The following is a 12,374-nucleotide window of genomic DNA, read 5'->3' on the forward strand; positions in this document are numbered from 1 at the left end:
CACTCATCGAATTGCACCGGTACGACGGGGAACATCACCATGGCTGAAATCATCTGTGTCATCGGCAACAAGGGCGGCACCGGCAAGACCACGCTGTCGCACATGCTTTGTCAGGGACTGGGGCTGCTGAACCAGCGTTCGGTATGTGTGCTGACCGACATCGGGCGCGAGCCGCTGGACCCGGAAGGCAGGCGCTACCTGACCGCGGACGCACGATCGCGCGATGCGCTCGCCAAGGTGGTGGAGAAGATCCGCGGGCTGAACAAGTGGATCGGCGTCATCGACGGCGGTGCCAATCGCAGCGACATGGATCGCCACCTGTACAGCCTCGCACACCTCGTTCTGTTGCCGTTCCGTGATTCGCACGAGGACATGCGCACCGTGCAGCAGGATCTGGAAGCTTTCCCGCGCGCCCTGGCGTTGCCGATGCAGTGGCCGACCAACAGCTGGGCGCGCGAAGCGGCCGACCGTACGGTTGAAGCCCAGTTGGGCGCCTACCGCAACCGAATTCTGGAGCCGGTGTTCGCGATTTCGTCGTCGAAGCAGCTGCTACAGAAACGCATCCCGGAAACGCTGCCGTCGCCGCTGGCGAATGCCTGCCGCAGGGTTGCCGCACCGGTGCTCGACATCCTGCGCATCGAGCACGAGGAAGTGGATATCGACGCCGAAGACACGATGGACGAACACGCCCGGACGCAGTCCCGGCGCGAGGTGGACGCCGCGATCGGCGCCCACTGACGGGCCACTCAGCGGCGCGCGCGGATCAGTGCGAGCGCCGGCGAGCTTGCTCTCGCGCCAGTGCGATCAGCAATTGGGCGCGCGAAGCCACCTTGTAGGCACTCAGGATGCGGCTCACGTGCACCTTGACCGTACCTTCGGCCAGTCCGAGCGATTCGGCGATTTCACGATTGCTGCACCCCTCGGCCAGCAGCAGCAGCACGCGCTGCTGCGCACGCGTCAGACCATTGGTCGCAGGCGGCTCGACAACTTTCGATCGCGCGGGTGGCGTGTAGAGATTGCCATCGAGCACTTCACGCACGGCCTCGACCAGTTGCGCGCCCGAATCGCCTTTCGACACGAAACCTGAGGCCCCGTGACGCATGGCCCGGTTAACCGTCGGTTTGTCACTGAGTGCCGACACCACAAGCACGGGTAGCGAAGGGTCACGCTCGCGCAACGTCGCGAGCAGCGAAAAACCGTTCATGCCCGGCATGATCAGGTCGGTGATCACCAGATCTATGTCATCGCGTTCGTCGATCAGTGTGAGCGCATGCGCCGCGTCGGTCGCCTCGATGACACTGAAGGCACCTCCCAGCCGGGAAAGTGTCTGCGCCAGTCCCTCGCGCACCAGCGCGTGGTCGTCTATGACCAATATGCAACCCAACGGAAGCTCCTTTGCTCGGCTGACCGCAGCGTGACCGCTCAGGCTCACATGATGCGAGCCCACGTAGCATGCCGGATATGCAGCTCGTCGATTCTAATCGCGCACAAACCCAGTCTGGTTCATCCATAGAGACTACGTCTTAAGTTATATTTTTCAGAGCGGTATCGTGTCGTTTCCGCCATCATGATCGCCTTTGAAAAGGTAAGCTGGCAGCCGGCATCACTGCGCAAGAACAATGAAGATACTGATCGTTGATGACCATCCGTTGATCCGCGAGGCACTGCGCCATGTGTTGCCTGGCCTCGCCGCCGACATCCGGCTCTATGACGCGTCGGACCTGGAGAGCGGACTGGCGCTGGCCGATCAGCATCCGGATCTCGACCTTGCGCTGCTCGATCTGACGCTGCCGGGCTGCAGCGGAATGAGTGCGTTGCGCACCTTCCGCTCGGCGCAGCCGGCACTGCCCATCGTTGTACTGTCGGGCTTCGACGACACGGACACCGTCATTTCGTCGCTCGACGAAGGCGCCATGGGCTTCATTCCGAAGTCCAGCAGCAATGAAGTGCTGCTGGGCGCTCTGCGCCTCGTGTTGTCCGGCGGCGTGTACGTGCCACGCCAGGCGATCGCGGGCGAATATGGTCTTGGCGCACCGCGGCGCGATGACGCCCCGCGCAAGCCGCAAACCGCATCGGACATCGGCTTGACCGAACGCCAATCCGAGGTGCTGACGCTGATGGTTCAGGGCATGCCGAACAAGGAAATCTGCCGTGAACTGAATCTGGCCGAAGGTACGGTAAAGGTACACATCACTGCGATCCTGAAGGCACTCGGCGCCACCAACCGCACCCAGGCCGTCGTCGCGGCGAGCCGCATCGGCCTCAAGCTCGGTCCGTCGGGCGGCTCGCAATGACGGTGCAGACTGGCATTGCGGTGCCCGAAAAGACGACGATCGAATCGCTCACCCGCGAACGCGGGGATGCAGCGGCACGGCTCGACGCGCTTGAACAGGCTTTGCTCGACAAGCAGGTACGCGCGACCCAGATCGACATGCTGTATGCCAATCTGCGTACCGCATTCGGCGGACAGGTGCTCGGCACGGTGCTGGTGGCGATCACCATGTACACCGCCTTCCCGCTGATGACGGTCGCCCTCTGGTTCGCCGCGTCAGTCGCCAACCAGATTTCGCGTCTGGTGCTGCTGCGAATGTACAACCGCGCTGCCCCGAATGCCGACGACGCCCCGCGCTGGGGCAACTACTGGCTGGTCGGCGCAGTGGTTTCGGGCGTGCTGTGGAGCTCCACGCTGTGGCTGTTCTTCAGTCCGGATGCGCCGCAACAACAGATCGTGCTGATGTCTCTGCTGGTGTCGGTGTGCGGCGTGGCAGTCGCCATCACTTCGATGCACCTGCCGAGTTACTACGCCTTCCTGTTTACTACGCTGTTGCCGGTGATCGCGCGCTACATCTGGGAAGGCGGTCGTTATGACCTGCTGATCGCGTTCATCGTGACTGTGCTGATGATCGCGTTGTGGAAGGTGGGCCGGAATTTCAACGCATTGATCGAACGCGCGCTGCGCAGCCGCTACGCCAATGAGGTGCTGAGCAAGCGACTGGAGGCACAGAACGTTGAACTGTCGCAGGCACGCGACCGCGCCGATCAGGCCAGCCGCGCGAAAAGCCAGTTCTTTGCTGCAGCCAGCCATGACCTGCGCCAGCCGCTGCATGCCATGGGCCTTTTCGCTGCCGCGCTGTCGGCCAAGGCACGTGAACCCGACGTCGCCAATCTGGTGACAAGCATAAGCAGTTCGGTCGAAGCACTGGAAGGTCTGTTCAACGAATTGCTCGACATTTCGAAGATCGACTCCGGCAAGGTGAAGCCCGAAATTACCGACGTTTCGGTCACGGCACTGTTCGACCGACTGCGCATGGACTTCGAGCCGGAAGCGTTCGACCGCGGCCTGTCGTTCCGCATGCCATCGCGCAGCGCATGGGTACGCAGTGATCCGGTGCTGCTCGAACGCATCCTGCGCAACCTGATTTCCAACGCGATGCGCTACACGCGCACCGGTGGCGTGCTGGTCAGCACCCGGCTGCGCAAGGGCAAACTTCGATTCGAGGTGTGGGATACCGGCATGGGCATTGCGCCGGACGATCAAGCGCGCATCTTCGAAGAGTTCGTACAGCTCGCAAACGCGGAACGCGACCGACGCAAGGGACTCGGGCTCGGCTTGTCCATCGTGCAGCGGCTGGCAGCATTGCTCGACCATCCGGTCAGCCTGTCGTCGCGGCTCGGTCGCGGAACAGTTTTCCGCGTTGACGTTCCGATGGGCCGCGCGCCGGTTGTACGTGTAGCAGCGGCCCGCGTCGAACGCAGCCAGGCCGATCTGGGCGGCCGCTGCATTCTGGTGATCGACGACGAGGCAAGCATCGTCGACGGCATGAGCGCGCTGCTCGGCAGTTGGGGGGCGGAAGCGCTGATCGCCGGGACCGCGGCCGAGGCAATGGCGCAGGTCACTGCACGCGACGCGCCACCCGACCTGATCATCGCCGACTACCAGCTGCGCGACGGAGAAATCGGGCCGGAAGTGGTGACTGCCGTCCGCAGGCACTTCGGGATCGAAATTCCGGCGATCCTGGTCACCGGCAGCGCTACGCCGGAACGGCTGGAAGAAGCACGCGATCTCGGACACCATCTGCTGCTCAAACCGGTCATGCCGGCCAAGCTGCGGACGCTGATCCAGTTCAAGCTGAAGGAAGCCGTGAAAGCCTGAGGCACGCGCAGGTCTAGACCGAAAGGACGATTGCTGCCCGACACCCCGTTTAACAGAATGAAACTGTTGTGCACGTTGTGTCCCCTTGACGCGGTCTGAAAAGGCCGCGTTTTCTTTTGCGCGCCGGCTCTGCGTGGCCGCTGAAACTATCCGGGGACAGGAAGCGCGCTCACCTTGCGCGCCGCTGCTATGCTTTGCCGACATTCCGCGACAGAGGTGACGACATGGCTGGCGATCCTTCCCAGTACGATCCAATGGAATTTCTCCGCTCGGTATGGGGGCAGATGCCCTTTCCGGTACCCGGTTTCGTGACGCCTACGCTCGACGTGGGCGAACTCGACAAGCGGATTGCCGATCTCAAGGCCGTCGAAGGCTGGCTGCGTATGAACATGGGCATGCTGCAGACCAGCATTCAGGGGCTGGAAGTCCAGCGCGCGACTCTGGCCACGATGCAGGCGATGGCGGCACACGCCGGAGGCACCGCACCAGCGCCCTCCCCTGCCGCAAACCCGATGCAGGCCTTCGGCAATGCGGCCATGTGGCCATGGTCGGTGATGCAGAACAACGCAGCGGCCACCCCGACTGGCGCCGCACAGGAAGTTGATCCCGCCCCACCCAGTGATGGGTAACCGCCGCAGGAACTAGTCCGTGAATACCTTTGCAGCGAGCACCGCCTTTCACGAAGACTGGCCGGTTGCGATGGACCGGGCACTTGGCACGTTGGACATTCCCGGCGGCGCCAATCTCGGATTCGTTTATTTCACCGACCAGTACGGTAGCGACGTGCAGGCCATGGTTGACCGGCTGACGCTGCTGACCGGCATCCCCAATTGGGTCGGCACCTGCTCGCTCGGCGTGATCGGCCGCAGCAGCGCTGCGCAGAACCACCCCGGTCTGGCGCTGCTGGTCGCCCGCCTGCCCGAGGGCAGCTTCCAGGTCTTTTCCGGGCGCGATCGCCTGCCCAACATGCTGGGCACGGATGCGGGGCGCGAGCAACCCTACTTTGCGGTCGTGCACGCCGACCCGTCGACGCCGGACATGAGCGACCTGATCACCGACATGGCGACCAAGGTGTCAAGCGGTTTCATTACCGGCGGTCTGGCGCTGTCGCGCGGCCGGGCGCCGATGATCGCCAATGGCGCACTTTATGGCGGCATCAGTGGCGTGGCTTTCAACGAGCAGGTGAGCATCACGACCCGGCTGACCCAAGGCTGCTGCGCCGTCGGACAGGCGCGCATCGTCACCGCCTGCGACCAGAACGTGGTGACCGAGATAGATGGTCGGCCCGCGCTCGATGCCTTCCTCGAAGCGGCCGGCACTTCGCTCGGTCAGGACCTGCGCCGTGCTGCGCGCTACATCCTTCCCGGACTTGGTATCCCGGGGCGCGACGACGCCGAGTTCCGGGTACGCAATGTGATCGCGCTCGATCCGGCGAGCGGTGTGTTCGCCATCAACGACGGCGTCGAGGTCGGGCAGCGCATCCGCTTCTACCGGCGCGATGGCGACTGCGCGCGCGCGGACATGGTGCGCATGCTGCACGAGCTGCGCGACTCGCTCGAAGCGCCGCCGAAAGCGGCGCTGTATGTATCGTGCGCGGCACGCGGCGAGTACATGTTCGGCAACGACAATGCCGAACCGGACATGCTGGAAGCCGTGTTTCCCGGTCTGCCGGTGGCCGGATTCTTCGCAGGCGGCGAAATTTCGCATGATCAGCTGTACGGCTACACTGGTGTGCTGACCCTGTTTCTATAGCGGATGCCATGGCACGAAACCCGAACGGCAATGCTGATCAGCCGCCCGTTGGCGCAGGCGAAGAGCGGCTCGACCGGCGTCGGTTCCTAAAGCAGGGCGCTGCGCTTGCAGGAGCCTCTGCAGCGGCCGGCGCACCGGCGGCACAGTCCGGCGGCGACCTGCCGTGGCTGCATGTGCCGGGCCAACCTTTTTCTGCCTACGGACAGCCTTCGCCGCACGAGCGCTACACCGCGCGACGCATCGGCGCCAACCGCGCGGTCGCAGGAAACGGCGTGTCGTTCACGCCGCTGGAAGACCTCGACGGCACGATCACGCCGAACGGCCTTCACTTCGAGCGCCACCACAACGGCGTGCCGCAGATTGATCCAGCGCAGCACCGCCTTGTGGTGCATGGCCGGGTGCGCCAGGCGCTGAGTTTCGATGTGAAATCGCTGCTTCGCTACCCGATGCGTTCGCAGATGCTGTTCATCGAATGCGGCGGCAACAGCAACGCCGGCTGGCACGCCGAACCGATACAGCGTCCGGCCGGATCGGTGCATGGTCTGGTGTCGTGCGCCGAATGGACCGGTGTGCCGCTGTCCATCCTGCTTGACGAGGCAGGCGTCGATCCGGAGGCCTCGTGGGTGATCGCCGAAGGAGCGGATGCCGGGGCGATGAACATGAGCATACCGCTCGGCAAGATGCGAGAAGACTGCCTGGTCGCGCTATACCAGAACGGCGAACGGCTGCGCCCGGAAAACGGTTATCCGATGCGGCTCATCGTGCCCGGCTGGGAAGGCGTGCTGCATGTGAAGTGGCTGCAGCGGCTTGAAATCGCCGACCAGCCGGTGATGTCGCGCAACGAAACGTCCAAATACACCGAGTTGCTGCCCTCGGGCAAGGCGCGCCAGTTCACCTTCACCATGGGCTGCAAGTCCTTGATCACCACGCCATCGCACGGCCAGACACTGCGCCAGCCGGATGTGTATCAGATCAGCGGTCTGGCCTGGAGCGGTCACGGACGCATCGCGCGGGTCGAGGTGTCGGCAGACGATGGCAAGCACTGGACCGATGCTGTGCTGCAATCACCCGCACTGCCGCGTTGCTTCACGCGCTTTCGCCTGCCGTGGCGCTGGGACGGCAAACCGGCCGTACTGAAAAGCCGGGCCACCGACGAGGCCGGCAACGTGCAGCCGGAACGCGCGGCACTGATCGCGGAACGCGGCCGGGCCGGTTACTTCCACTACCACGCGATCGTGGCCTGGGCGGTCGAGGACGATGGACTGGTTTCGCATACTTATTAGCGCTGCAGCGGCGACCACGCTGCTGACCGGCTGCGCCACGCCGCTGGCCCCGCGCGTCGAGGCGCCGAAGCTGGGCGTTCCGGTCGCCGCCGATGCACTGGCGGCACAGACGCTCAACGTGTTTCCGGACGGGCGCGGCCTGCCGCCCGGACAAGGCTCGGTGAAGGAAGGTGCACTATTGTTTGTCCGGCATTGCGCCGGCTGCCATGGCAGGGACGGACGCGGCGGCACGGCCGAGGAGCTGACCGGCGCGAGCCGTCCGCTCGACCATCCTGCGGCCGACAAGACCATCGGCAGCTACTGGCCGTTTGCCACCACGCTTTTCGACTTCATTCGTCGAGCCAAGCCGATGACGGCGCCCGGTACCCTGAATGCCGACGAGGTGTATGCGCTGAGCGCCTGGTTGCTGCACGCCAACGGCTTGATCGCTGCCGACGCGGTCATGGACGCCGCGCGCCTGGCCGCTGTGCGCATGCCGAACCGTGAAGGTTTCATCCGCGTCGAGGCCCCCTGAAGAAGGCATACAGGCCCGTTGAGGCACCGTACCCTTCATCGCCGAGCCGTCAGCGCAGCCCGACCCGCAGCGCGAGAGCGCCGATCATGAAGGCGGCAAAGGCCAGGCCGAGCCCTGATTCCGATTGCTCGTCAAGCAATCCGGCGAGCGGGTAGTTCTGACGGGCGTTCGTCACGGATGCTTCGCGGCAGTCTGCACTGCCCTCGACTGTCCGCGAGGAGGTGACACATGACGCCGGTACGGCAAGCGCATCTGCATGCGCTGGCACCGCTGTACCCAGAGCGGCGCACAGGGTGATGCACGGTAGAAGAGATCGGATATTGCAACGCATGCTGCCCTCCTTCTTCAAAAGTGATGTCATGAGGGGTGTATGCAAAATCGGTGCCAGCCGACGGAATTCTTAACCGACTGTTTTCATTAGGCGTTGAACGGGCAACCTGACGGTACCTGGCACCACGATCGGCCATCGCCGCGCTGCTGCACTATTGCAGTGCAACAAATCAGCCGCCGAAGCCGGCGATCAGCCTGACCAGCGTGTCGCCGTAACGCTCGATCTTGCGGCTGCCGAAGCCGGCGATATCGGCCAGCTCGTCGCAGTCCGCGGGCCGGTTGCGCGCCAGTTCGATCAACGTGCTGTCGTGCAGGATGACGTAGGCGGGGACGGACTGGGTACGCGCCTCGTCGAGACGCCAGGCTTTCAGTGCAGCAAGCAGGTCTGCATCGACGCCTTCCGTCGAGATCGGAGCGGCCACCCGACTGCGCCGAGCGCCGGATTCCTTCATGCGCTCGACGATGCGCCGCATCGTCACCCTCTGTTCGCCGCGCAGCACCGGGCGTGCAGCGTCGGTGAGCACCAGGGCGCCGAAGGATTCCTGATCGACGCGCGCAAATCCGAGCGCCACCAGCTGACGGAAAACGCTGCGCCACAGATTCTCGTCTTCCGCCTTGCCGATCCCATGTACCGAAAGCCTGTCGTGCCCCCATTGGCGGATGCGCTCGGTGTCCTTGCCGCGCAATACGTCGATCAGATGGGTGGCGCCGAAACGGTTACCGGTGCGATAGATGGCAGACAGCGCTTTTTGCGACGCCACCGTGGCGTCCCAGGTTTCCGGCGGGTTCAGGCAGTTGTCGCAGTTGCCGCACGGAGTACCCTGCTCGCCGAAATAGGCGAGCAGGTGCACACGCCGGCAGTGCGCGGTTTCGCACAGGCCGAGCAGCGCGTCGAGCTTGCTGCTGGAAATGCGCCGGAAGGCTTCATTGCCTTCCGACTGGTCGATGAAGCGACGCTGCTGCACCACGTCGGCGAGACCGTAGGCCATCCAGGCGTCCGCCGCCGTGCCGTCGCGACCGGCCCGACCGGTTTCCTGGTAGTACCCTTCGATCGAACGCGGCAGGTCGAGATGGGCGACAAAGCGCACGTCCGGCTTGTCGATGCCCATGCCGAAGGCGATCGTGGCGACGACAACGATGCCCTCCTCGCGCTGGAAGCGCGCCTGGTTGACGGCACGTGCCTGGGTGTCCATGCCGGCATGGTAGGGCAGCGCCTTTACACCCTGCGCAACCAGCCATTCGGCGGTTTCGTCCACTTTCTTGCGCGACAGGCAGTAGACGATGCCGGCATCGTCAGGATGTTCGGTGCGGATGAAACGCAGCAGTTGCTTGCGCGCGTCATCCTTGTCCACGATGGTGTAACGGATGTTCGGGCGATCAAAGCTGGACACGAACACGCGCGAATCCTGCAGCGCGAGTCGTTCGATGATCTCCGCGCGGGTCGCAGGATCGGCAGTCGCGGTCAGCGCAATGCGCGGCACGTCGGGGAAGCGTTCGTGCAGCACCGACAGTTGCAGATATTCTGGACGGAAATCATGCCCCCACTGCGCGACGCAATGGGCTTCGTCAATGGCGAAAAGGGCCGGTCGGATGTGGCTCAGCAGGTCGAGGCAGCGCGGCGTGTTCAATCGCTCGGGCGCGACATACAGCAGGTCGAGCTTGCCGTCGAGCAGACGTCGCTCGACGTCGCGTACCTGATCGAGGTCGAGCGTGGAGTTGAGGAAGGCGGCGCGCACACCGAGCAGCGTCAGCGCCGCCACCTGATCCTGCATCAATGCGATCAGCGGCGACACCACAACCGCAGTGCCGGGTCTCAGCAACGCCGGAACCTGATAGCAAAGCGATTTGCCGCCGCCGGTGGGCATCAGCACCAGCGCGTCCCCACCGCCGGCGACATGTTCGACGATGTCACCCTGGGCACCGCGGAAACCGGGATGACCGAACACGTCCTTCAGGACGCGCAGCGCGTTTTCACGCATCACGTTGCGCCCGGTCAACGTCGGTTCGCAGCCGCACCATCAACATCGCACGAATGCGAGTTTCAGCGCGAACCCGAGCGGTTGCGCGGCGAAAAGAGTGCCGGCGCCTGCGGACGGCGAGCGTCGCCACGACGGGCATCGCCCGCACGCGGCATCACATTGCCATTCACTTCGCGCGGCGCGGCGGCAGCCGGCTGGATGCGGTTGCCGCGATTGTCATCGTCGTCATCGTGCGCACGCGCGGGTGCGCGGTTACCGCCACCGCCGTTGCCAGCTCCCGACGCACGACCTGCAGCATTGCCGTTGCGCGGTGCGCCACCGCCCGGACCGCGACCGGCTCCACGTGGCGCCGGTGCTCCGCCGGCAGCCTTGGGCTGCGCAGCACGCGCAGGACGATCACCACCGGCGCGCGGCGCCGTGCCTGCGGCCGGCTTGCGACGCGGCGCGTCATTGTTGCGCGCACCGCGGCCCGGCGGACGAGGGCCGCGATCCGGTTCCTCGACCACGATGCCAGGCACGAAGCCTTCTGCGGTCGCCTTCGGGATGGCCTGGCGGGTGACCTTCTCGATCGCACTCAGCAGTTTGACCTCTTCACGATCCACCAAAGACACGGCGGAGCCGCTGGCGCCGGCACGGCCGGTGCGGCCAATGCGGTGCACATAATCTTCCGGCACGCTGGGCAGTTCGAAATTGACAACGTGTGGCAACTGGTCAATGTCCAGTCCGCGCGCAGCGATGTCCGTCGCGACGAGCACGCGCAGCGAATTGCTCTTGAAATCGGCCAGCGCACGGGTACGCGCGTTCTGACTTTTGTTGCCGTGGATCGCCAACGCACTGATGCCCTGCTTGTCGAGCTGTTCGGCCAACCGGTTGGCGCCATGCTTGGTGCGCGTGAACACCAGCACCTGTGTCCATTCGCCCGTATTGATCAAATGCGCAAGCAGATGGCGCTTCTGCTTTTGTTCCACCATGTAGACGCTCTGATCCACACGCTCGGCGGTCGTGTTTCGGGGTGCGACCTCGACCTCGGCTGCGTTATTCAGCAGGCCATGCGCCAGTTCGCGGATTTCCGGCGAGAAGGTGGCAGAGAAAAGCAGCGTCTGGCGGGTTTTCGGCAATGCGGCGATCACCTTGCGGATATCGCGGATGAAACCCATGTCCAGCATGCGGTCCGCTTCGTCGAGCACGAAGATTTCAACGCCCGACAGATCCAGCGTCTTTTCGCCGAGGTGATCAAGCAGACGCCCCGGCGTGGCGACCAGAATGTCGACGCGCTGCTTGAGTCCCTGCAGTTGCGGGTTCATGCCGACACCACCGAAGATGACCATCGAACGCATCCCGGCGTGCACGCCGTAGGTGCGTACCGATTCCTCGACCTGCGCCGCCAGTTCGCGTGTCGGTGTAAGCACCAGAACGCGCGGGCGACCCGGCGGAATCTTGGCCGGGCGATTGATCAGCGTGTGCAGGATGGGCAGCGTGAATCCGGCGGTCTTGCCGGTACCCGTCTGCGCAGCGGCCAGCAGGTCGCGCCCGGCCATGACGAGCGGAATGGCCTTTTGTTGAATGGGGGTGGGTTGCGTGTAGCCCTCTTCCGAAATGGCGCGCAACAGCGGTTCAGCCAGGCCGAGCCCGGCGAAATCGACTTCAGTGTTCAAACAGATCTCCAGCGACGGCCCGTCGCTCAAGCTGAGTGACACCAATACAGGCAGACAAATGAGTGACTTCCAGCGGGGAGGCGGGTGCCTCCTGTCGTCAGTGTGACGACGGAAGGTGCCTATTGGTTAGGCACACGCGGAGTGTACAGGGCTTCCGGGCGGAAGTCTTGCATTGCTGCACACGGCACTCGTTTCATCCCGCGATTCGGTTAGCGAGCAGATGATCGATGGCTGCCGCAGCAAGAGCGAAGCCGAATCCGCCGGTCACGCACACGCTGGAGCCGTACCCGGCACAGTTCAGTCCGTGCGCTCCCCCTCCGGTATCGCAGTTTTGCGCTTCCGGGCGGTGCATCGATTCCTGCGAAAACACTGCATCGATGCCGAATGGCGCCTTCTCGGGCAAGTCCATCTGCCCGCTCTTGCGCAGCAGCTGACGTACGCGTGCCAGTAGCCTGTCGCCTTGCGCGGCTCCGAGATCGCCCCACCGGATGCGCGTGGGATCCGTGCGGCCACCCGCAGCGCCCGCCATGAACAGCCGGATGCGTATCGCGTGGCAGTGAAGCGCCATGGCAACCTTGGCCGACACCTGATCTGTGCAATCAATTACTGCGTTGTACTGGTCGCCAAGGACCTCGGCGACATTTTCTGGCGTCACGAAGTCCTCGATTGACGTTACAACGCATGCTGGATTGATGATGGCGATGCGTT

Annotated in this window: 12 protein-coding genes; 7 read left to right on the top strand and 5 right to left on the bottom strand. The window is 64.2% G+C overall.

The annotated features are described in order from the left end of the window. The first annotated feature begins 39 nt into the window (after positions 1 to 39). Complete coding sequence (locus NMQ14_RS16695) at positions 40 to 738, top strand: hypothetical protein (RefSeq protein WP_257097936.1); 699 nt, start codon at positions 40 to 42, stop codon at positions 736 to 738. A gap of 25 nt (positions 739 to 763) precedes the next feature. Here NMQ14_RS16695 and NMQ14_RS16700 read toward each other — a convergent pair whose 3' ends face one another. After that, the gene (locus tag NMQ14_RS16700; protein WP_257097937.1) at positions 764 to 1,384 is read right to left on the bottom strand and encodes a response regulator transcription factor; all 621 of its coding nucleotides are present in this window, start codon (positions 1,382 to 1,384) and stop codon (positions 764 to 766) included. A 235-nt stretch (positions 1,385 to 1,619) separates the two neighbouring features. Between NMQ14_RS16700 and NMQ14_RS16705 the strand changes: the two genes are divergently transcribed. From NMQ14_RS16705 to NMQ14_RS16730, 6 genes are all read left to right on the top strand, one after another. Further along, positions 1,620 to 2,294: a response regulator transcription factor gene (locus tag NMQ14_RS16705; protein ID WP_257097938.1), complete on the top strand. Its 675-nt coding sequence runs from the start codon at positions 1,620 to 1,622 to the stop codon at positions 2,292 to 2,294. Further along, positions 2,291 to 4,153: a hybrid sensor histidine kinase/response regulator gene (locus NMQ14_RS16710; protein ID WP_257097939.1), complete on the top strand. Its 1,863-nt coding sequence runs from the start codon at positions 2,291 to 2,293 to the stop codon at positions 4,151 to 4,153. Before NMQ14_RS16705 ends, NMQ14_RS16710 begins: the two co-directional genes overlap by 4 nt. Positions 4,154 to 4,377: 224 nt before the next feature. Continuing rightward, complete coding sequence (locus NMQ14_RS16715; protein WP_257097940.1) at positions 4,378 to 4,782, top strand: PhaM family polyhydroxyalkanoate granule multifunctional regulatory protein; 405 nt, start codon at positions 4,378 to 4,380, stop codon at positions 4,780 to 4,782. Between the two features lie 19 nt (positions 4,783 to 4,801). Then, positions 4,802 to 5,905 (top strand): FIST N-terminal domain-containing protein, encoded by a 1,104-nt coding sequence (locus NMQ14_RS16720; protein ID WP_257097942.1) that lies wholly within the window; start codon positions 4,802 to 4,804, stop codon positions 5,903 to 5,905. Positions 5,906 to 5,913: 8 nt separating this feature from the next. Continuing rightward, positions 5,914 to 7,188: a sulfite dehydrogenase gene (soxC, locus tag NMQ14_RS16725; RefSeq protein WP_257097944.1), complete on the top strand. Its 1,275-nt coding sequence runs from the start codon at positions 5,914 to 5,916 to the stop codon at positions 7,186 to 7,188. Beyond that, positions 7,163 to 7,702 carry a cytochrome c gene (locus NMQ14_RS16730; RefSeq protein WP_257097946.1) on the top strand — a complete coding sequence of 180 codons (540 nt, stop codon included), beginning with the start codon at positions 7,163 to 7,165 and terminating at the stop codon, positions 7,700 to 7,702. The genes soxC and NMQ14_RS16730 overlap by 26 nt, the downstream gene beginning before the upstream one ends. Before the next feature lie 49 nt (positions 7,703 to 7,751). Here NMQ14_RS16730 and NMQ14_RS16735 read toward each other — a convergent pair whose 3' ends face one another. From NMQ14_RS16735 to NMQ14_RS16750, 4 genes are all read right to left on the bottom strand, one after another. Beyond that, positions 7,752 to 7,877 carry a hypothetical protein gene (locus tag NMQ14_RS16735; protein ID WP_257081964.1) on the bottom strand — a complete coding sequence of 42 codons (126 nt, stop codon included), beginning with the start codon at positions 7,875 to 7,877 and terminating at the stop codon, positions 7,752 to 7,754. 325 nt (positions 7,878 to 8,202) lie between these two features. After that, positions 8,203 to 10,011: a DNA helicase RecQ gene (recQ, locus tag NMQ14_RS16740; protein ID WP_257097948.1), complete on the bottom strand. Its 1,809-nt coding sequence runs from the start codon at positions 10,009 to 10,011 to the stop codon at positions 8,203 to 8,205. Between the two features lie 62 nt (positions 10,012 to 10,073). Next, a complete protein-coding gene (locus NMQ14_RS16745; protein WP_257081962.1) occupies positions 10,074 to 11,666 on the bottom strand; it encodes a DEAD/DEAH box helicase in 1,593 nt (530 codons plus the stop codon). A 193-nt stretch (positions 11,667 to 11,859) separates the two neighbouring features. Next, positions 11,860 to 12,374: ThiF family adenylyltransferase (locus NMQ14_RS16750; protein ID WP_257097950.1), on the bottom strand; the 515-nt coding region annotated here is incomplete at its 5' end.

The organism is Methyloversatilis sp. XJ19-13, assembly GCF_024580155.1.
In the GTDB taxonomy this organism is placed as follows: Bacteria; Pseudomonadota; Gammaproteobacteria; order Burkholderiales; family Rhodocyclaceae; genus Methyloversatilis.

Coding starts and splice junctions, on each gene's coding strand:
- recQ (WP_257097948.1), bottom strand. CDS start 10,011: ATGCGTGAAAACGCGCTGCGCGTCCTGAAGGACGTGTTCGGTCATCCC.
- NMQ14_RS16705 (WP_257097938.1), top strand. CDS start 1,620: ATGAAGATACTGATCGTTGATGACCATCCGTTGATCCGCGAGGCACTG.
- NMQ14_RS16730 (WP_257097946.1), top strand. CDS start 7,163: ATGGACTGGTTTCGCATACTTATTAGCGCTGCAGCGGCGACCACGCTG.
- NMQ14_RS16715 (WP_257097940.1), top strand. CDS start 4,378: ATGGCTGGCGATCCTTCCCAGTACGATCCAATGGAATTTCTCCGCTCG.
- soxC (WP_257097944.1), top strand. CDS start 5,914: ATGGCACGAAACCCGAACGGCAATGCTGATCAGCCGCCCGTTGGCGCA.
- NMQ14_RS16710 (WP_257097939.1), top strand. CDS start 2,291: ATGACGGTGCAGACTGGCATTGCGGTGCCCGAAAAGACGACGATCGAA.
- NMQ14_RS16695 (WP_257097936.1), top strand. CDS start 40: ATGGCTGAAATCATCTGTGTCATCGGCAACAAGGGCGGCACCGGCAAG.